This window comes from Paenalcaligenes hominis, assembly GCF_011927625.1.
Lineage (GTDB): Bacteria > Pseudomonadota > Gammaproteobacteria > Burkholderiales > Burkholderiaceae_B > Paenalcaligenes > Paenalcaligenes hominis.
Genome location: NZ_JAATIZ010000003.1, coordinates 538,584 through 559,425, shown reverse-complemented (window position 1 = coordinate 559,425; position 20,842 = coordinate 538,584). Strand labels below are relative to the sequence as shown.

Here is a 20,842-nt window from a genome sequence, read left to right as displayed (position 1 = left end):
ATGCAGAAGGTAACACGGCAGGCGCCGGCTGCGTTATCTCTGGTATCACGGCAAGCGCATCGCCATCCGTCGGCGCTGGCTCTGGAGGCGCCGTTTCTGTTGCAGCGACGTCTTGTTCGCGTAGCTCGCGTTCTTGTTGTTCTTGCTCTTTTTTCGCTTTACGTCTTTTAAAAAAACTAAACATGGCTTTACACTAAACCTAATTTGTTAGATCACGCTCTTATTTGGCATGAAAAAAAATACTATTCGCATCGTGGGCGGTCAATATCGCCGCACTCCTATTCCCGTCATCGATGCTCTCAGCTTACGTCCTACACCGGATCGTGTACGCGAAACGTTGTTTAATTGGTTACGCTACTTTTGGGGTGATGACTTTAGCTCAAAACGTGTGCTCGACCTATTTGCAGGTACGGGAGCCTTGGGTTTTGAAGCTGCCTCGCACGGTGTCGAATTCGTGCAAATGGTAGAAAAAAACCCCGACGCAGTGACGGCATTACGTGCGTTACGTAATAAATTACAAGCCCATCAGGTTCGCATTCATAATGGCGATGCGATGCATGTGCTAGAACGTGCCGATAAACCGTACGACCTGGTCTTTTTAGACCCCCCTTTTCATCAGGACTGGCTAGAGGCTATTTGGGCACATCTTCCTACTATTTTACAAGCAGATGCTTTAATCTATGTAGAAAGTGAAGCCCCTATTCCTATCCCATCAAACTTTAGCAGTTTACGCCAACAAAAGGCAGGACATGTTCACTTTCAACTCTTAGAGTTTGCTGTGAATCCAAAAACAGACAATAATGCGGACAATACCCTCCCCATTCTGTGACACCCTCTTTAATAACAACAAAACGACAACCCAACTCTCTCCTTGAATTCACTATGATTACTGCTGTTTACCCTGGAACGTTTGATCCACTGACTCGAGGTCATGAAGACTTAGTTCGCCGTGCAGCGAATTTGTTTGATCACCTAGTGGTCGCTGTGGCACATAGTCCAAACAAACACCCCTTTTTCTCTGTAGAAGAACGGGTGGAAATTGCCCAAGAAGTCCTTAGCCATTACTCGAATGTAGAGGTTAAAAGCTTTGGGGGGTTATTAAAAGACTTTGTGCGCGAACAAAACGCACGCGTGATTGTGCGTGGTTTACGTGCAGTGTCTGATTTCGAGTACGAGTTCCAAATGGCGGGCATGAACCGTAATTTGTTACCCGAGGTCGAAACCTTGTTTATGACCCCTTCCGAGCAATACCAATTTATCTCCGGCACCTTCGTGCGCGAAATTGCGTTACTAGGTGGCGACGTCAGCAAGTTTGTCTTTCCATCGGTTGAGCGTTGGTTGGTGACCAAGTCAGCTTACTACCGCCAGAACAAAGGCTAACTTCGCTTTTATGCCTAAAAGGGTTTACACTGAAGTCTATCCCTTTTAGGCTTTAAGCGTTTATTATCATGGCCTTATTTATTACCGAAGAATGCATCAACTGCGACGTGTGCGAGCCCCAATGCCCTAACACCGCTATTTACATGGGCGCAGAGATCTATGAAATTAACCCTGATCTGTGTACCGAGTGTGTGGGTCACCACGACGAGCCTCAATGTATTGTGTTTTGTCCTGTCGAGTGCATTGAAGTCCACCCCGATCACCAAGAAAGCCAAGAGCAGCTACTAGTGAAGTACAAACGTCTAACAGGCGGCTTAAGCTAAATCGGGGCTGTCTGGGTGGCCAGGGTCTTTTTTCAATAAAAGACAAGGCTGCCCTATTACATGACTAAACCACGTCGCCGCTAACACTCCCTCATCAATAGCTGCTATTGGCGTCCCATCGTCAGCACTCGCCTGTAGCCTGACGCTATCATCGTCTTCTAATACATCCAGTGCGAGTTCTAATAGCAGCATGCCTGGTGCGCGGACTTGTAAGTACCCCAGCTTAGTGCGTAGCTCGAGTTGGGTGAGTGCAGCGCAATCGGATGCGGTTAGCGCCTTGCCTTTTCCATCTGTTAAAAACCATTGATTGCTATAGCGCTTGTCGAGCGCTATTGTCGGGCCAAATAAGATAGGACTTACCATCTTTTTTCCTTTAGTTTTTCAGTAAGCTTTTTAAGGTGTCCCCTAAGGTTTTAAGCTCTGGCGTAGGGGCGGCCTCTTTTAGGCCAAGAGGCATACCATTTGGATCAGGACGACCTAATAAACTAAGTAAACCATGATCCATGGCATCAGTAATAATCGGTTGCTCTAAGCGTTGCCATTGAACTCGTACCAGAGGCTGCTGCCACGCCCCGCTCAGACGAACATAAAAAGGATGCGAGCTTAGTTCGTGCAGTCGCTGTTTACTTTCCGGTAACGCTTTGGCATCCAGTTGCAATTGCAGAGCCACATCTAGCTGTTGGTTTACCGTATCAAAATACGAAGGGGCTTGTGTGTTCAGGGTTAAACCATCGGCCTGAAGCAGACCCTTTTTAATTAAAGCTTGGCCTTGTTGCCACTCTAAAGCTAACTGTAATGCATTAAACGCCATGCTGGATTGCGCATCGCTATGCTCTGTAGGACGTATGACTTGGCCACTGAATACGTTGCGTACAGCGTCGTGAGACTGCTCTAAGGTTTGCCATGGATTCCATCCAATGAGCTGCCCCGAGGTAGCATTTAAGTCTAGGGTGCCATCTAAATAAGCACGCCGGGCTAAGGGCGTAAAACCGTGCGTACTTAAGTCTGCCTTCAGATCGCCTTGACCTGATAGACGTAAACGGGGACTGAGCTGTTCGGTAAAAGCAGCTAAGTGGATGTCTTGTGCTGCGACACGAAGCTGGGCATGCCCATCGCTATGGCGCCAACTGCCCTCGGCTTGTGCTGCCCCACCCCAAACCTGTGCTGTAGAGGGCAGTAAATGCCAAGTCCTATCCCGTTGTTCGAGTTGTGCTGTCACGTTTTGAGCTTGTAAGTGCCGATAGCGTAAGGCCTCGGCCTGTAGTGTTAGCTTGGTGTGCAAACCTGCCCAGTCAAAATAACTGGGTAAGAGCTTAGTCTGAACGGACGGCGTAGAGGCAGTAGTCGGTTTAGAGCTGGCGCCAGGTTGGCGCAACCAGGGATTGAAATCTAACTCGTTTGCATTGACATCAAGCTGTAAGAGCCAGTCTTGCTTATGAGTTAACGTGGATTGCACCACGGCTTGTGTGTTCGCACTTTGCCATTGGCCTTCAAAAGCCAGATGTTGCTCGGGGATGGCCCAGGAACCGGCACCCGTCAGCTTTGCTTGAGCAGGATTAGGAGTTAAGTTTTCGTCCTCGAGTACCAGATTAGCGACTAAATCAGACCAGAAAAGCGTTTTGGACGATTGCGCCCAGGTTAAGGCGCTCAGCATGTCGAGTTTCCAGGCGCGCTGCCCGTCTTTACCTGCCACGTCGATTTGTAAGCCTTGCGCTGTAAACTGATCTAGACTGCCCTCAAGCTGTTTACTACGGATGTTAATGCCAAACATGTGTTGGCCTTGGTTTTGCTTAAAGGAAAAAGCCACGGGGTCTGCACTAACTTGGTCCGTATCCACGTTGACTTTTGGCGCGTCAAAAGCTAGCTCAAGCTTGTGCTCTACCGCCCCCTCGGACACAGGAAGAAAGGCGGAAGCCCGCAACTGCATTTTTTGGGTATGCAACAACTGTAAATTACGCTTTAGATTCAGTTGAGCCGCATTCAAATTGACCTGAACTTTTTGTAGCTCTTGGGTTTCGTCTTGCCATTTACCTTGGGTTACTAGCTCAAGCTGGCGTGCTCGTAAGTCTTCGGTATGGGTTAAGGCCTCGAGAGCGCCACGCAACGTAGCGCTTTGTGCTGTGTATGCGCCGACCTTACCCACCAAATTCATATTGATTTTCTGTGCACTGTAGCGATGTAGATGGGGCTCAAGCTGAACAAGGGCTTGACCTTCGAGTGTGGCTTGGGCAATGGGCTGTTCACCCTGTAAATTCCCTTTGAAAATCACATCAAAAGGCTGGGCAAACGTCATACGGCCTGTATTGAGCTCTAGATTTACCAAGCGCATTTGCGTCGTAGTGTCTTGATCGTAAAAGTGGATTTCCCCTTCTTTTAGATCTAAACCAGCAATGTCGATTTGGAACTCTGCTTGGGTCGCATCTGGCACCAATGATGGTGTTTTGGCCTGAGCAGGCGGAATGGGGTTGAGTGAGCTGCTTGCCTGTTTAGTGAGCGGGGCTGGCTTGCGCAGTAAATCAGAAAAATTAAAATTGCCTGCGTTATCACGTTGTACCCACACCTTAAAGCCGCTGACCGCCACATGATCTACTACCAAGCGATTCCACAATAACGGCCATACCGCAATAGCAAAGCGCGCACTATCCACCGATGCAAAGGTAGATTCGTTGTTGTGATTGGATAAAGACACATGCTCGACCGCAAGCCCTATGCGGGGAAATAGCGACAACTCAATATCGCCCTCGATGGTCAAATGACGCTGGTAGCGCTCGTAAACGAGCTGCTCAACTTTATTCTTATACGCATTCGGATCAAAAGTGAGTAAAAAAACCGCTGCCCCAACTAAGGCAACGATTACTAAGACCACTAAAGTGAATAGCCCTCGTTTAAACCATTTTTTCATCTAGGTATCAAATCCTAAAACAGCTACTATATAAGCATCTTAGATGCTTAGGTGAACAAGTAAATACAGCGTGTCCGCTTCATTTACATATAACTAAAAATGCACATTGATAGTTTATATTGCTCTGTAGTACCTAAACCTTCAATCTGCATACTTTTCAATCTCTACTCTTACTATTGCCATGAAATTTGAAACTTTAGCCGTTCATGCGGGCTACCAGCCTGATCCGACTACCAAGGCGGTAGCCGTACCTATTTATCAAACCACTTCCTATGCTTTCGATAACACTCAGCATGGCGCTGACCTGTTTGACCTTAAAGTCCCCGGTAACATTTATACCCGCATCATGAACCCAACCAATGCCGTGCTCGAAGAGCGCGTTGCTGCGCTCGAGGGTGGGGTAGCCGCTTTAGCCGTTGCTTCAGGTATGGCAGCAATCACTTATGCTATCCAAACCCTTGCACAGGCTGGTGACAACATTGTTTCGGTAAGTAAGCTATACGGCGGTACCTATAACCTATTTGCCCACACCCTGCCGCGTCAAGGCATTGAGGTAAAATTTGCATCCCATGACGACATTGCCGCCTTAGAAGCCTTAATTGATGCTAAAACACGGGCTATTTTCTGCGAAACGATTGGTAACCCCTCTGGCAATATTATTGACCTTAAAGCATTGTGTGCTGCTGCCGAGCGTCATGGGGTTCCGGTTATTGTAGACAATACCGTTGCCTCGCCTGCCTTGTGTCGTCCCTTTGAACACGGCGCAGCCATTGTGGTGCACTCCCTAACTAAATACATGGGCGGGCATGGCACAACCATTGCAGGTGCTGTCGTGGACTCGGGCAAGTTTGATTGGGTTAAGCATAAAGATCGCTTTCCTATTTTAAATGAGCCAGACCCGTCTTATCATGGTGTAGTCTACACCGAAGCCTTTGGCCCAGCGGCATTTATTGGTCGCTGTCGCGTTGTGCCTTTGCGCAATACTGGTGCTGCCCTCTCGCCATTTAACGCCTTCCAAATTCTTCAAGGCATTGAAACGCTGTCTCTGCGCATGGAACGTCATACTGACAATGCGCTTAAAGTTGCTGAATACTTGGAAAAGCACCCCCATGTTAACTGGGTGCACTACGCCGGTCTGCGTTCCCATGCTGACTACGAGTTAGCTCAAACCTATTTTGACGGCAAGCCCGCTGCGATTCTAAGCTTTGGTATCAAAGGTGGTCGCGAAGCCGGTGCAAAATTTATTGATGCCCTCCAGCTCATTTTACGGTTAGTCAATATTGGCGACACCAAATCACTGGCCTGCCACCCGGCTACCACTACCCATCGTCAGCTCAACGAACAAGAGCTAGAAAAAGCAGGGGTCAGTTTAGATATGGTGCGGCTATCCATTGGGATTGAGCATATTGATGACATTTTGGCTGATATCGAACAAGCCCTTGAGGCCAGCCAATCATAATTAAAAAAGGCCCTTTTTATTCATTAGGGCCCTTTTTTATTTATTTCTGTTTAATAAACTTAATGCCGCCGTCATTATCGACTCAGTATCAAGTTTTTCAGGAATAGCTGTTTCTGAAATAATGCCCTTTTTAGCGAGCGTATTAATTAACAACGGCAATAACTGCACTAAATACTGTACTACCACTTGTTGATTTAAACCACTTTTAACCGCTAGGTCATTAATTAACGAGGAACCCATGGCATGCTCTAGTTGCTGAGGCTGCACAGGAATAGATTCGGTATGTTGGCTCATCCAAGATTTCAATACCGTTTCTAAGCCGCCTTGCTTGAACTGCTCAAACAAGGCAGGCAAGCCACCAGGATACTGGTTTGTTACCTGTACTAAGGCGCTTAATACGCTGGCTTGATCTTGTTTTTTTTGATCGCCGCTAAACGAAGCAGCCATAGATAACATGGAATTTAAAAAACTCATGCGATGCTCTTGCAAAAAAGGGTTAAAAATAAATAAGGGTTTAAGCCCTTAGTTTAAAAGATATGCATCGTTAACTAAACAAGGTAAAATTAATAAAATTTGTTACTTTGTTTTTCAATTGTGTTTCGCTATGTCGCAAATCTTAGATACTGCCAGCTACGACCCCTATCGTATCGACTCTTTGCCCGAAGTCGATAAGATCTTACAGCAGCTCCTAGACCAAGGCGTACTTTTGCGTATGCATAGCGGTAACCCTCAGCATGCCGTCATTACTACCCTGGTGCATCTAGACTTTACGAATGACACCATCCTTATTGATAGCGCGGCTCAACAAACGATTAATGCTCAACTAATTGCTAACGAAGTGGCGTTCTTTGATGCTATTTTGGATAGCGTCAGCATTAAATTTCAGGTCTCTGCATTATACAGCACTGCTTTTGAAGGCCGTCCTGCTTTAGCTGGGCCCCTGCCCGCTTTTCTCTATCGCATTCAACGCCGTGAAAACTTCAGGATTCGGCCTACCTTTGAAAGCGCCGCTCAATGTTCCATTACGCTAGACGATCAAAGTCATCGTTTTGATATTCATGATATTAGCGCAAGCGGTCTCGCACTGATTGATCCTGACGAACGCCTCTCCGAGCTTGTCCACACCACATTAACAGGGTGTGAGCTCCATCTGCCTCAGGTGGGTCGAGCCAAAGTCAATTTGCATCTTATGCGTAGCCAAACCCAAACTTTAAATGCAGGAAAAAAACTGCCTTTGGTGGGCTGCGCCTTTAAAGACACCAACGCCTCCCAGCTCATTCGCATTCAAAACTTTATTATGGCCGAAGAACGCAAACAAATTGCCCGCGATCGCGGCTTGGCATAGGGTTATTTCGGTTTAAATAACCAAAACGCTAACAGGCCACAGCCTGCCGCCGTAGCAGCCAACCCAAACCAGGCAAATAACGGGATGCCTGCGATGACTGGGCCATATTCAAACAAACGGGGCGCTAAACCCAGCACAAAAGCCGCCGTCACCAGAGCCATGCACAGTCGGATAGCCGACAACTCAAATATCTGTACCAAACGGTCTAATTGACGTAGCTCCATGTCTACACCTACGCGACCATGACGCAAACGGTGCAAAAGCAAACGAATTGTATTGGGAATTTCGTCGCTTAACTCATAGAGCTCAGCGGTAACGTGCTTGGCCCGTTCTTGCACTGCATTGATTGAGTAATAGGCTTGAATCTGCTCTCGAACCATTGGCTCTGCTAAGCGTACGACATCCAACTGCGGGTCAACTTGCGTTAAGACGCCATCCGCTGTCATTAAGGCTTTAAACAGCAAGCTTAAATCTGCGGGTAAAGTGATTTTTTGTTGCCGTGCTAATGCCATAAAGTCCATTAAGGCTTGACTGATACGCAACCGACCTACGCTGTGCTGAGCCAAAAAACGCTCGACAGCCATATCAATATGATTGGGGTCTGCATCGTATTGAGCAGACCACGCTAGCAGCATACCTGTTACTCGGTCGCTACGCCCATCCAGTAACGCTTGAAAGATAGCCAGCAACTGGATTTTTCGTCGTGCCGACACATGCCCAACCAGACCAAAATCAATAAACCCGACTTGATTACCTGACAAGGCTAACAAATTTCCTGGATGCGGATCCGCATGAAAGACCCCATCTTGAAAGATCATTTGCAACACAGCCAGTGTGCCGCGTTGGGCGATGACCTTAGGGTCAATATTGGCCTGAGCTAGGGCATCGCGTCGAGTGGCATTTACGCCAGGAATAAAATCTTGGACGAGTAAACGCTCTGAGGTCCATGGCCAATAGATACGTGGAAAGACAATATAAGGGTTAGCTTCAAAGCCTGCGGCAAGCTGTTCACAGTTATGGGCTTCGCGCACAAAGTCCAACTCGTCACGCATAGCACTCGCTAGATAAGTCACCATGCTTTCAGGTTTAAACCGCGCCCAATCGGGGCTGGCTTGCTCGAGCAGCGAGGCCAAATGCCTTAATAGACGTAAATCCGCCTCTATTTTGGGTCGCAGTTGAGGTCTACGCACTTTTAAGACCACTTCTTGACCGGTTTTTAAGGTCGCCTTATAGATTTGTGCTATGGAGGCCGCGGCAATGGGTTCGGGGCAAAACTCCGCAAAGACGTCATAAGGGTTGGCACCTAGGTCTTCAATTAACTGCGGCTCAATGTCGTCCCACGGCACGGGAGCAACATGGTTATGTAATTTTTCTAATTCACTGGTCCACTCGGGGCCTAGCAAATCATGGCGTGTAGCAAGAATCTGACCCAATTTTACATACGTAGGCCCTAAGGCTTCGATGGCATGCCGTAGTCGCTCTGGCACAGATTTATTTTTATGGGCCCGTTCAACCTGTTTTGGATTAGGTAGCAAAGTATGAAGCCCTAACTGCGCAACTAATCCATCAAGCCCGAAGCTGATTAAAATTCCAGCCACTTCGGCTAAGCGGGCACGATCGCGCGCCGCAACAAGTGCTGTCTCAAGCATGGCGTCCTCCTCATCATGCCAAAGCTTACTGTAGTTTTAGGCAAAAAGTTGGGATAAAGCATAAAAAAAGCAGCCCGTAGGCTGCCCTGGCTTATTCGTAGTGTTCGTCCAAAATACTACCAAAGGCCTGCTCTGCTGTCATCCCACCGCGCATCATGGTGCTGATTTCATCGGAATAATATTGAATATCATCCGGCAACCAGTCTCGGTTTTCGCGGAAGTAGTTGTATTTGTCTACTTCAACTTGTTCGGGTTGGGCCTGTTTGCGAGCCCGAGTACCAGCGCTTTTACGAGCACGTGGTGCAGCCACTGGTGCCTGCATGGCTTGTTGAACTTGCTCTATAGAGAATTCAGCCGACAGCTGATCGCTTACATTGCCATTTTCATTGAGGCTATGCAATAAATGCTTGCCATCAAAACCCATTTTATAACCACGGTGGTTAATGACTTGATAAATCGGCATTTTGGCATGTCCAGGAAACTCAAACTGAACAGCTACGCCATAAGCCTGTATTTTTTCTAGAACGTCTTTTAAATAATCTACTGACAACGATGAAAGCTCACCGTCCCAACGTTTCGCTCGTCTTGTAGTCAAAATATATACACCCAAAAATCTATTGTCTAACTCTTGCTGTAGTGCAGCGGCTAGATATTGTAAACGCTCGCGTCGGGTTTGTTGATATTTTTATCCTAAGGGTTAGGGTATAGAAGCTTTTTCCCCTCTAGGAGCCAATAAATTTGTTGGGATCAAAACACACCTTAATCATGCGCAGCTTGACGGAGACGCTATGCTTTTTTTTGCTCATAAACAACCAAATGGTACGGAAAAATGACACGCTAAGAGCAGCGGGCCGTGCTTACTGTTTCATTTTCGATTTGTAAATGTTTTAAGTGTATAATATGACTATCTTTTTTCATCAGATAGGTTTAACCGTGGATACAGACGAAAGTAGTCAAACTCGTACCGCGCGTATCGCCTTTTAATCTTTTTTACACCACTTTTGTGTGTTGTGTTGCGATACGCTATTTAGTATTCTGCCCAAAGGAACTACTATGCGTTTCGCTCAATTTTTACGCTGCCTTAGTGGTGGCTCGCAACCCAAGCTTTCTCTTGCCCCATATCGCTTAACCATCGTGGGCTCAAGCCAGGCCATCCAAAGCATGAAGTCGCCCGTATATCAATACTTGCGTCACTCAGGTGTCTCCGTATCTAAAGCCCAAAGTACACTTAGGCACGAGGGGCAAAATCGATACACATCGCTCACCATACATGGCACAGCTCAACGCGTTTTGCCTCTGTCGCAATTAGCCCAAGAGCTCGGCCAAAAAGAGGGCATTCATCGCGTACACCTAGATAATTAACCACCACAGAGTAGTGGCCAAATGTATTTATCAGATTGCGCGGAAAACCCCGCCGTTCAGGGCGGGGAGGATGTCAATAAAAGAGTACTAGCCTATACTGCGGCGGGGTAAAAATCCTAACTAAGATTAAAAACGTTGGGCCCGCCAACCCGTACTCCACTACCCGCCGCTTAGTTTTAATCAGCAAATTGGACTGGGTCTACAAGCAGTTGCTTTAATTTTTCTGGGCCTGGGTCGTTTTGATAAAACATCACAAACAAATGACGCACCTTTTCCAGTAAGACCTGTTCATTTTCCTTGTGAATCCAGGCGGTGAGCCATAAGGCACCTAACAAGCGATTGATGCTTGGGGGAATATCTAGCCACCCAAACGGTACGCTAGGCACAAACAAAACTTGCTTATTGCGCACGGCCGGCACATCTTGCCACAGAGGGTTGTCATAAACGTTTTGATAAAACGATTTGTCTTGGGTCAAGATGACCTCTGGATCCCAGACCAAAACCTGTTCCATCGACACCTGAACCAGCCCTGTGCTGTCTAGGTCTTCTGCCACATTCGTAGCGCCCACTAAGCGAACTATTTCACTGTGTATGGATTGCGCTGCACCGGTTTCTAGGCCCGTAGCAGAGCGCGCCAAATAAATACGAGGGGCTTTAAATGTCGATGTTTCCCGTTTAGCTGCCACGTAGTCCAAGACGTCTTGGGCGGCTTGAGCCAGTTGCTGACCGTGACGCTGTTGTCCTAGCAGAGCACCCAGTATTTCTAGTTGCTCTGGCGTATCTTCGATGGCTCCTTGGATAAGAATATAGGGAATCCCTGTTTTTTCAGAGAACTCTTTCGCAATGGATAAATAATGCTCGTTCACATCGCCGACATCGACTATTACATCGGGGTTTAGTGTTATTAATTGCTCTGAAGAAATCGTACTCCCACGACCCGCTAAGCGCCCTACTACGGGTAATTGGCGGCTGGTTTCAGAGAGCCATTGTTGGCTAGCCTTTGAAACAGATGAAGGCCAACCAAGCAATTGAGCCGGTGCAACGCTATTAAGCATCACCGCAGCCGGAGCCCCTGCAGCAAACACGCGTTTCACCTCAACGGGCTCGGGCAGCTGCCCAAAAACATGAAACAAGGGAGAGGTAACATGAGGCTGCGTCAATGCCTGAGCTAAAGCAGCAGGGGGCGCCCAGCCCCCTGATAGCAACATTGAACAACCTAATGCTTTTAATAAAGCACGACGGTTCATAATAAGCCTTTAAAAACGACAAATGCCCCTAGCACACCAAACACGGTTTGCCATGAGGCAATCTTCTTTGTACTCGTATTTTTTATCTTCTAGGTTACGCACCCCAGCTTCAATTGACAAGCCATCCCGAAAAGGCCTGTTCGTTTTTAAACCTCACACCACAAAACCGTTAGCTTGCGCATTGCCTAAAGCCAATACTGCCACCATAATGGCCGCTACGCCTAAAGTAGCCCTTTTCCCTATCAGGCTGCACAGTTAAATATTGCATGTTATTTTCATAGTTTTCACTTAAGCACTGTAACCATCTACTATGTATGCCGTTATATAAGTGAATAAAAACCCGTGACCTACGAATACAAGGCATAACTAAGCCCTTAACTACAGGGCAGCCAATAAGAACATGATAGAAACTATTATCAGCGCACAAGCGTTGTATTACTGCATATATATCGATGTGAAATAAACTATCAACAACAATGCAACAATTCACTTATTTTCTCGTCCGTAGACGCTTTTGGAATCACCTATGATTGATGTGCTGTTCCCTTTTCTTGGGGGGGTGGGCCTATTTTTAATTGGCATGATGCTGCTTTCTCGTGGCTTAGTCGCTTTTTCAGGTCAAACTTTACGTAAAGCTTTGATCCGTTTTACCGGTACTCCCCTTAAAGCCTATAGTTCTGGGGCGGTGTTAACCGCCATGATGCAGTCCTCCACCGCGACCACGGTCACCTTGATCGGTTTTGTCAGTGCAGGATTGGTGTCGTTTAACCATGCTGTAGGTGTGGTGATGGGGGCGAGTCTAGGCAACACCGCAGCCAGTTGGGTGGTGTCGGGTATTGCGCTAAAAGTGAACCTAAGCTTTTACACCTTGCCGCTGATTGGCATCGGGGCTATTTGCAAACTGCTTTCCAAGGGTCGTCTTGCTGACCTGGGCATGGCCATGGCGGGTTTTGGCGTGATGTTTTTAGGTTTGCGTACACTGCAAGACGCCATGACCGGGTTAACAGGCCAATTTGACTTAGCGGCATTGCCAGTCGGCGGCTTGGGAGCGCATTTAATTATTATGTTGATTGGCTTGGCAATGACAGCGTTGCTGCAGTCATCCACAGCCGCGATTGCGACCACCTTAACCGCCGTGCATGCCGGTGCGATTAGTTTAGACCAAGCCGGCTCAGTCATTGTTGGAGCCGCCATTGGAACCACTATTACCAGTGCTTTGGTCACCATTGGCTCTACCAATGCGGCAAAACGCACTGCCCTAGCCCATGTCTTGTTTAATTTAGTCACTGGGCTTATTGCGATTCTTTTATTGCCGGCTTATTTGTATTTATTACACAAAGGGGCCCAGTATTTCCATGTGACGCCGGGCGCAGTCAGCTTAGCCCTTTTTCATACTTTATTTATTTTATTAGGTTCGTTACTGTTTTTTCCGTTTATTGATCGCTTTGCCTTGTTAGTAGAACGACTACTACCAGAAAAGAAAGACGATTTAACGCCGCATTTAGATAGCAGCTTACTTACCATGCCAGAGCTAGCGCTGGACGCGTCTCAACGCACCATCGTGCAGCTGACCCAGCAAATCACTGATATTCATCAGGCCTTGGTCAGTAACAGTGGTCCAGTACCGCTCAGCCTTTTACAGCGCAAAAACACGGCATTAGAAAGCGCGTTTGATTTTGTGACGCGTATCCAAGTCGATACTGATGATAAAAAAATGAATCAGATTCAAGTGGCACAACTGCACGCCATTGACCACCTTATTCGTCTAGCGGCACGGCAATATTATTTTATTGATGAATCCCATCAAATTAATCAGCGTGCTTTCGAAGAAGGGGTAGTGGTGGCTTTAGAGCAATTGCGCTTATTAGACTCGGGACTACGTCATCAATCCCCCGAAGACTGGGTCAAAAAGCTCAAGACCCAAGCTAAAAAACTGAAAGATATTTCTAATGAAGCCCGTACAAGTTTGCTGCAAGCCCCAGGGCAAACCGCATCAAACCGTGCCATTTTATTGGAAACGGATAATTACCGCTGGTTAGAGCGTAACGCGCACCATATCTGGCGCATTGGCTATTATTTAGAGCAAGCACAACAGCCTCAGAACAGCTAGCTCTACGCATAAACAGCAATAGCCTTTACTCATAAAGCTTTAGATAATAAATATATACTTATAAGCATATATTTTTCTAGGGCTTTTATGATTACCGAAGCATACTGCACCGAATTAGATCAAAGCGATGAGCTCGCCACATTGCGAGACCTATTTGCATTACCCCCCAATACGATCTATCTAGATGGCAACTCATTGGGGGCACAGCCCCATGCGGCGCTGGAACAGGCCCAGCATATTATTCGGCACGAATGGGGCAACGACCTAATTCAAAGCTGGAACAAAGCCGGTTGGTTTCAGCGCCCGTTACAGCTAGGCAACGAGCTGGCTCCATTAATTGGGGCCAAGCCTAACGAGGTGGCTGTGACAGACTCGACCTCAGTCAATATATTTAAAGCGGCGGCAGCGGCCTTACATTTGCAACGCTCTCAGGCTACGACTGCCCAGCGTCGTGTTATTGTCACCGAGCGCAGCAACTTCCCAACGGATATCTACATACTTCAGGGGTTAACGCACTTTTTGAATGATGGCTACGAATTGCGTTTGGTGGATCATCCCGATCAACTTAACGCTGCCATTGATCACGATGTGGCTCTGGTTTTGTTAACGCACGTTAACTACCGTACCGGTTATATGGTGGATATGGCTGCCCTCACCACTTATACGCATCAACAAGGCGCCCTCATTCTTTGGGACCTCTGTCACTCTGCCGGCGCAGTGCCAGTGGACTTGCATGCTGCTAACGCTGACTTTGCCGTGGGGTGTACCTATAAATACCTGAATGGTGGCCCGGGTGCGCCCGCTTTTATTTGGGTGCCTGAAAAACATCAGCCTCATTTCACTCAACCCTTAACAGGGTGGTGGGCGCATCAGTCGCCCTTTGAAATGCAAACCCACTTTCAGGGGGCTGGCGATATTCGGGCCGCTCTATGCGGTACCCAACCTATTATTTCCTTATCGTTGGTATCTGCAGGTTTAGACGTGTTTAAGCGCACGACGATGGCAAAAATCCGAGCTAAATCCCTTGCCCTAACGGATCTCTTTATTCAGCTTATCGAAGAACAATGCAGCGGCCATCCCCTTCAGTTAGAAACCCCACGCCATCATGCACACCGTGGTAGCCAAGTCAGTATTGCGCACCCACATGGCTATGCCATTGTTCAAGCCCTTATCGAGCGCGGTGTAGTGGGTGATTACCGCGAGCCGCATATTATGCGATTTGGTTTTACCCCACTCTATACATCATTTTCTGATGTATGGCGCGCCGTAGCCATCCTTAAAGACATCCTAGATCATCAACGCTACGACACCACCTTAGAAAAAAATGCGGTGACTTAACCTCAGGAACCTAAGTATGAGCCAAACACTTTGGGATATTTCTCCCCCTATTAGCCACCATAGTCCTGTTTTTCCTGGCGATACACCGTATCGTCAACAATGGACGTGGACACTTAGTGAGCAATGTCCGGTTAATGTCAGTAGTATTAGCATGTCACCGCATGTAGGGGCTCATGCCGATGCCCCATTACACTATGCACCTAACCAACCCAGTGCCGGGGAAATGGCGCTTGCTCCTTTTTTAGGGCCCTGTCGGGTCATCCATGTCTTGGACGGCACCGATTTAATTCGTCCGCACGATATCGAGCATGCGTTAGCTGACATTCCGCCCCGCGTTTTAGTGCGTACCTATCGTGCAGCCCCTCCCACCCAGTGGCAGGACCAATTTGCTGCCTATGCACCGGAAACCATCGACTTACTGCACGCGCAGGGTGTGACGCTAATTGGTATCGATACGCCTAGCATCGATCCAGCAAGCAGCAAGCAACTGGAAAGCCACCAGCGTATTTTGAGCTATGACATGCGTGTGTTGGAAAACCTTGTTCTAACCGATGTTGATCCCGGCGACTACGAGCTTATCGCGCTGCCTTTAAAGCTAATCGACGCCGACGCCAGCCCAGTTCGTGCTATTTTGCGTCGCCTTTAATTCTCTACCGAGTTGTATTATGAGTTCCACACCTAACAAACCTGAAGACATTGTGCATGCCGAAGGCGCTCAGCTCGATTTTTCAAAAGACATGACGTACGGTGGTTATTTACATTTAGACGAGATCTTGACCGCTCAGCATCCGCTATCGCCCGACCACAATGAAATGCTGTTTATTATTCAGCATCAAACCAGCGAGCTTTGGATGAAGCTCATGCTGCATGAAATGCAAGCGGCGGTAGAGCACTTACGCCACGATGATCTGCCTACCGTATTTAAAATGTTAGCTCGTGTCAGCCGTATCATGGAGCAACTCGTGCACGCTTGGGCTGTATTAGCAACCATGACACCCCCTGAGTACAGCGCGCTACGGCCCTACTTAGCACGCTCAAGCGGCTTTCAAAGCTTTCAATACCGGCAAATTGAATTTATGTTGGGCAATAAAAACGCCGCTATGCTTAAGCCCCATGCTCATCGCGCTGATCTCTACGAGGCGGTAAAACACGTTTATGAAAGCCCCTCGTTATATGACGAAACGTTGCGTTATATGCAGCGCCAAGGCTTAACGATTCCACATGACTACCTAGAGCGCGATTGGACCCAACCTTATCAGGCGAATGCTGTCGTCCAAGAGGCGTGGCTAGTTGCCTATCGTGACCCGCAAAAATACTGGGATATTTATCAGATGGGGGAAAAGCTGACCGATATTGAAGATGCTTTTCGTCAATGGCGTTTTCGTCATCTCACCACAGTGGAGCGCATTATTGGTTTTAAACGTGGCACAGGGGGCACTTCAGGTGTGGATTACCTCAGTAAAATGCTAGATGTGGTGCTATTTCCCGAGCTTTGGAGCCTGCGCACCGAGCTTTAACTCTTATAACGAGATGTGTTATGACGCATACAACTACCCCCATTAACCCCGCACAGCTTTATAACTCCACCTCTTTCGGCTTTTCCCATGCGGTGCTGCAACGTGGCGGCAACACCGTCCACCTAGCAGGACAAGTGGCGTGGGATGCTCAGTATGTAGTTCAAGGAGGCGATTCTATTTTGGGGCAAGCCCCCTATGTGTTAGCGAACCTTAAAGCGGTGCTTGCCGAGGTCGGGGCAACACCAGCTGATATTGTGCGTTTACGTACGTATTTGGTTAACCACACCACCGAAGACGTAATGGGTCTCAGTGCATTGCTTAACGACTTTTACGCAGGCCATACCCCTGCTGCCAATACACTGCTTGGCGTCAGCCAACTGGCTTTGCCTGACTTTCGCATTGAAATAGAAGCCACTGCTGTGGTGCCAGAACGCTAGTCTTTTTGCTCTAAGGTCGTCCACAAGGTGGGCGCCTTATTGCTGGCACTTAGGTTATCCAGATAGTGTTTATGCTCGGTCAAATCGTGTTCGCTGGCATAAATAACAGGCAACGAGCTCGCGTCAAAGCTTAGGTGTTCGGTATCGTCGGTCTGGTTCTCATTGCTGCCGCCAAAGCTCATCAATAGGCTTTCTTGGCCGCGTGTCATGGCTAGCCACACATCGGCTAAAAGCTCCGAGTCAAGTAAAGCCCCGTGCAATACACGGTGCTCGTTAGAAATACCATAGCGATCACATAATGCATCAAGATTATTACGTTTCCCTGGATGCAGCTCTCGGGCATGCACTAATGAGTCCGTAATCTTGCCGCAGTAATCGGTAAAAGGCTTGTAGCCAAACCGGACAAATTCCGCATTCAGAAATTTCGTATCAAACGGTGCATTATGAATAATGACTTCAGCGCCTGATACATACTGAATAATTTGATCAATCACGTCTTCAACGGGGGGGTAGTCGGCCAAAAATTGGGTAGTTAAACCATGTACAGCTAAGGCCTCTGGGTCGGAATCACGACCAGGATTTACATATAAATGCAAATGACTGCCTGTTAGCTGCCGATTGGCGATTTCCACGCCAGCAATTTCCACTAAACGGTGGCCATCATCGGGGTCTAAGCCTGTGGTTTCTGTATCTAAAACTATTTGTCGCATAATTAATCGGTGAATGTCTAAGAGGAGGATTGGCGCGGTTTGGCTTTTGCCGCAATTAAGGTATAGGCGGCAGGCACAACGAATAAGGTTAAAAGCGTTCCGAAACTGAGGCCGCCTACTAACACCCAGCCAATTTGTTGGCGACTCTCTGAGCCCGCCCCCGTGGAAAAAGCTAATGGGATCACACCTAGCACCATCGCACCCGTCGTCATTAAAATAGGACGCAATCGCATTTCGCAGGCGCGTACCACGGCGTGATAAAGGCTCATGCCCTGATCACGGAGTTGGGTAGAGAACTCGACAATTAAAATACCATGTTTGGTGATTAAGCCAACCAATGTCACTAAGCCAATTTGGCTGTAAATAGATAAAGTACCGCCGCTCAGCCATAAAGCAAATAAAGCCCCTGTCATGGACAAAGGAACGGACAACATAATAATAAAAGGATTGCGCCAACTTTCAAACTGCGCGGCAAGCACTAAGTAAATAAATACTAAGGCCATCACGAAAATAAAATACATGCTGCCAGAAGAGTCGCGGAACTCGCGCGACTGCCCATCTAAATCGGTTTGCACTGTGGGAGGAAGCGTATCTGCAGCCACTTGCTGCATGTGGTCCAAGACCTCGCCTAATGCATAACCTGGTGCAACTGCGGCTTGAACAATAACGGCACGCAAACGATTAAAGTGGTTTAAGGATTGGGGCGAAACGCTTTCATGGACGCTTAAAAAGGCCCCCAACGGCACCATTTCCCCCGTATCACTGCGTACGTAGATATCTAAAATATCATCAGGACGAGAGCGAAATGGCTTGTCGACCTGTACGATGACATCGTATTGCTCACCCTCGTCTTCAAAACGAGTGACTTGGCGACCACCCAATAACGATTCTAAAGTGCGCCCCACGGTACTCACATCTAAACCTAAATCGGCCATTTTGTCGCGGTCCATCTCTACACGTAGCTCGGGCGTATTTAAGCGTAAATCCGTATCAATATTTTGTAAGCCGGGGTAGTTACGCAGTTGTTGTGTAAAGGTATCGACCACTTGAGCTAATTCCGCATAGGGCATTTGGCTCATAATGACAAACTCTACGGGCTTAGAGGTAGCGCGCTGTCCAAACGACGGCGGGTTGGTGGGGAAAGCACGCACCCCAGGCAGTGATGAAAACTGAGGCTGTAAGGCGCGGGCAATCTGTTGTTGACTACGCTCGCGTTCTTCCCAAGGCTTTAAACGTAAAATAGCAAAGGAATCGGTGACGGTAGGAAAACCAATCACCGCTTGATAGCCTTCCGCTTCGGACAACTGGGCGTACATGCCTTCGATTTGCTTGACGCTTTGCAAGGTGTATTCCAAGGTGGCGCCTTCAGGGGCGCTTACTATGCCAAAAATGACGCCGCGGTCTTCGACAGGGGCCAACTCGCCTTTGATAATACTAAAGAAAAAACCACTGCCTACCGCCACTGCTAAGCCAAAAATCAGCACCCAGCTGCGATAGCGTAATGCTGCGATTAACGCACGTCGGTAGGCGAATGTTAACTTGTTTAACCACCCTTCAATCAGCAAGTAAAGACGCCCTGGCCGATGATGAGGACGCAGCAATACAGCGCACATCATCGGTGTTAACGTCAACGCTACAAAACCAGAGACAAACACGGCACCGGCTAAGGTGAGCGCAAATTCGATAAACAAACGCCCTGTCCGGCCCGTAGCAAATGCCAACGGCGCAAAGACAGCGACGAGGGTTAACGTCATGGCAATGACCGCACCACCGATTTCTTGGATCCCTAAAAAAGAGGCTTGCACACGCCCCATGCCATTTTCTATATGCCTAAATACGTTTTCTAACACCACAATGGCATCATCTACCACCAAACCAATCGCCAATACCATTGCCAATAAGGTTAAGGTGTTAATCGAAAAGCCAAACGCATACATAATGCCTAGGCCGCCAATCAAGGAAACGGGAATGGTGACAATAGGAATTAAGCTGGCACGTATATTGCGTAAAAAAAACAAAATGACCAAGGTCACAAGTAGCGTGGCCTCGATGATGGTCTTGTACACAGCATCAATCGACTTTTGAATAAAAATTGAGCTGTCATACGAAATGCTTAACGTCATGCCACCCGGCAAATTTTGGTTGATTTGCTCGACTTCGGCGCGTACCGCTTTAGATAAATTTAAGGGGTTAGCCGTGGACTGTTTGGTTACCCCTATGGTTAAGCTATCGCCCCCGTTAAAACGGGCCAATACGCGCTCCTCTGCTGCGGCAATGCCAATGGTGGCCATATCACCCAGTCGTACTGGAAAACCATTGCGGTGCGCTACGATGATCTGTTGAAACTGCTCAACGGTTTGAAGGTCTGTAGAGGAAACAACAGAAAACTCACGCAGTTGCGACTCAATACGCCCGGCGGGAATCAAGACGTTTTGTTTACGTAAGGCCTCTTCGATGTCTTGGACCGTTAAATTAAGCCCTGCTAAACGTGCCCGATCAATATTGATACGCATCGCTGGCAACCGCTCGCCAAAGACACGTATTTCGGCAGCACCAGGCAATACGGATAAACGCGTTTTAATATAACGATTAATATAATCAGAGGCATCAATGGGTGACAGCTGCCCCATATTGACGCCAATATAAATAATAGGCGTCGAGTCGGCCTCGACTTTGTTAATGACGGGTTCGTCTACCTCATCAGGTAAAAAACGACGCGCTCGTGAGACTTTGTCTCGTACATCTGCTGCTGCCGCATCCGGACTACGGCTTAGATTAAATTTAATATTAATTAAGCTGCGTTCAGAACGGCTGCGTGAGGTCATCACATCTACCCCTTCAATCCCCGATAACTGATCTTCGAGGGGTTTGGTCACTTGTGACTCAATTACCTCGGGCGAAGCCCCCTTATAATTAGTAATAACGGAAACAACAGGCTCGTCAATGGCTGGGTACTCGCGCACACTTAAGCGTTCGTAGGAAATCAAGCCTACCAATACAATTAATAGCGACAGCACCGTGGCAAATACCGGACGACGGATGCAAAAATGGGAAATGCGCATG

At 47.8% G+C, this 20,842-nt stretch carries 19 protein-coding genes; 11 read left to right on the top strand and 8 right to left on the bottom strand.

Annotated elements, in window-relative coordinates:
• Positions 1-229 precede the first annotated feature (229 nt).
• The 3 genes from rsmD to GGR41_RS09785 all read left to right on the top strand — a co-directional run bounded on the left by rsmD (position 230) and on the right by GGR41_RS09785 (position 1,703).
• Complete coding sequence (rsmD, locus tag GGR41_RS09795) at positions 230-829, top strand: 16S rRNA (guanine(966)-N(2))-methyltransferase RsmD (protein WP_167661669.1); 600 nt, start codon at positions 230-232, stop codon at positions 827-829.
• A gap of 53 nt (positions 830-882) precedes the next feature.
• Positions 883-1,380 (top strand): pantetheine-phosphate adenylyltransferase, encoded by a 498-nt coding sequence (coaD, locus tag GGR41_RS09790; RefSeq protein WP_167661668.1) that lies wholly within the window; start codon positions 883-885, stop codon positions 1,378-1,380.
• 68 nt (positions 1,381-1,448) lie between these two features.
• Positions 1,449-1,703 (top strand): YfhL family 4Fe-4S dicluster ferredoxin, encoded by a 255-nt coding sequence (locus tag GGR41_RS09785; protein WP_077733825.1) that lies wholly within the window; start codon positions 1,449-1,451, stop codon positions 1,701-1,703.
• Here the strand turns inward: GGR41_RS09785 and GGR41_RS09780 are convergent.
• Both GGR41_RS09780 and GGR41_RS09775 read right to left on the bottom strand, forming a co-directional pair.
• On the bottom strand, positions 1,695-2,066 hold the full coding sequence (locus tag GGR41_RS09780) for an MOSC N-terminal beta barrel domain-containing protein (protein WP_167661667.1): 372 nt from the start codon (positions 2,064-2,066) through the stop codon (positions 1,695-1,697). The genes GGR41_RS09785 and GGR41_RS09780 overlap by 9 nt on opposite strands.
• Before the next feature lie 10 nt (positions 2,067-2,076).
• Entirely contained in the window at positions 2,077-4,605 is a 2,529-nt protein-coding gene (locus GGR41_RS09775) for an AsmA family protein (RefSeq protein ID WP_167661666.1), read from the bottom strand.
• A gap of 181 nt (positions 4,606-4,786) precedes the next feature.
• On the opposite strand from GGR41_RS09775, the gene GGR41_RS09770 reads away from it, so the two are divergent.
• The gene (locus GGR41_RS09770) at positions 4,787-6,064 is read left to right on the top strand and encodes a bifunctional O-acetylhomoserine aminocarboxypropyltransferase/cysteine synthase (RefSeq protein WP_167661665.1); all 1,278 of its coding nucleotides are present in this window, start codon (positions 4,787-4,789) and stop codon (positions 6,062-6,064) included.
• A gap of 36 nt (positions 6,065-6,100) precedes the next feature.
• On the opposite strand, the gene GGR41_RS09765 is transcribed toward GGR41_RS09770, so the two are convergent.
• On the bottom strand, positions 6,101-6,538 hold the full coding sequence (locus GGR41_RS09765; protein ID WP_167661664.1) for a YidB family protein: 438 nt from the start codon (positions 6,536-6,538) through the stop codon (positions 6,101-6,103).
• Between the two features lie 130 nt (positions 6,539-6,668).
• On the opposite strand from GGR41_RS09765, the gene GGR41_RS09760 reads away from it, so the two are divergent.
• On the top strand, positions 6,669-7,409 hold the full coding sequence (locus GGR41_RS09760; protein ID WP_167661663.1) for a flagellar brake protein: 741 nt from the start codon (positions 6,669-6,671) through the stop codon (positions 7,407-7,409).
• A gap of 2 nt (positions 7,410-7,411) precedes the next feature.
• Here the strand turns inward: GGR41_RS09760 and GGR41_RS09755 are convergent, their stop codons facing one another.
• Positions 7,412-9,058, bottom strand: a complete 1,647-nt coding sequence (locus tag GGR41_RS09755) for an ABC1 kinase family protein (protein ID WP_167661662.1) — start codon at positions 9,056-9,058, stop codon at positions 7,412-7,414.
• 91 nt (positions 9,059-9,149) lie between these two features.
• Complete coding sequence (locus tag GGR41_RS09750) at positions 9,150-9,653, bottom strand: hypothetical protein (protein WP_167661661.1); 504 nt, start codon at positions 9,651-9,653, stop codon at positions 9,150-9,152.
• A 458-nt stretch (positions 9,654-10,111) separates the two neighbouring features.
• Here GGR41_RS09750 and GGR41_RS09745 point away from each other — a divergent pair, with 458 nt between their 5' ends.
• Positions 10,112-10,420, top strand: a complete 309-nt coding sequence (locus tag GGR41_RS09745; protein WP_167661660.1) for a hypothetical protein — start codon at positions 10,112-10,114, stop codon at positions 10,418-10,420.
• A 176-nt stretch (positions 10,421-10,596) separates the two neighbouring features.
• Here GGR41_RS09745 and GGR41_RS09740 read toward each other — a convergent pair whose 3' ends face one another.
• On the bottom strand, positions 10,597-11,667 hold the full coding sequence (locus tag GGR41_RS09740; protein ID WP_167661659.1) for an ABC transporter substrate-binding protein: 1,071 nt from the start codon (positions 11,665-11,667) through the stop codon (positions 10,597-10,599).
• A 514-nt stretch (positions 11,668-12,181) separates the two neighbouring features.
• On the opposite strand from GGR41_RS09740, the gene GGR41_RS09735 reads away from it, so the two are divergent.
• From GGR41_RS09735 to GGR41_RS09715, 5 genes are all read left to right on the top strand, one after another.
• On the top strand, positions 12,182-13,777 hold the full coding sequence (locus GGR41_RS09735) for a Na/Pi cotransporter family protein (protein ID WP_244951455.1): 1,596 nt from the start codon (positions 12,182-12,184) through the stop codon (positions 13,775-13,777).
• Positions 13,778-13,864: 87 nt separating this feature from the next.
• Positions 13,865-15,115 (top strand): kynureninase, encoded by a 1,251-nt coding sequence (gene kynU, locus GGR41_RS09730; RefSeq protein ID WP_167661658.1) that lies wholly within the window; start codon positions 13,865-13,867, stop codon positions 15,113-15,115.
• A 16-nt stretch (positions 15,116-15,131) separates the two neighbouring features.
• The gene (gene kynB / locus GGR41_RS09725) at positions 15,132-15,761 is read left to right on the top strand and encodes an arylformamidase (protein ID WP_167661657.1); all 630 of its coding nucleotides are present in this window, start codon (positions 15,132-15,134) and stop codon (positions 15,759-15,761) included.
• 19 nt (positions 15,762-15,780) lie between these two features.
• Positions 15,781-16,632, top strand: coding sequence for a tryptophan 2,3-dioxygenase (gene kynA, locus GGR41_RS09720; protein ID WP_077733838.1), 852 nt, complete (start codon positions 15,781-15,783; stop codon positions 16,630-16,632).
• Positions 16,633-16,652: 20 nt separating this feature from the next.
• Positions 16,653-17,069, top strand: coding sequence for a RidA family protein (locus GGR41_RS09715; RefSeq protein WP_167661656.1), 417 nt, complete (start codon positions 16,653-16,655; stop codon positions 17,067-17,069).
• Here GGR41_RS09715 and dnaQ read toward each other — a convergent pair.
• Both dnaQ and GGR41_RS09705 read right to left on the bottom strand, forming a co-directional pair.
• Complete coding sequence (dnaQ, locus tag GGR41_RS09710; protein ID WP_167661655.1) at positions 17,066-17,779, bottom strand: DNA polymerase III subunit epsilon; 714 nt, start codon at positions 17,777-17,779, stop codon at positions 17,066-17,068. The genes GGR41_RS09715 and dnaQ overlap by 4 nt on opposite strands.
• A 17-nt stretch (positions 17,780-17,796) precedes the next feature.
• The gene (locus GGR41_RS09705) at positions 17,797-20,841 is read right to left on the bottom strand and encodes an efflux RND transporter permease subunit (protein WP_167661654.1); all 3,045 of its coding nucleotides are present in this window, start codon (positions 20,839-20,841) and stop codon (positions 17,797-17,799) included.
• Position 20,842 lies beyond the last annotated feature (1 nt).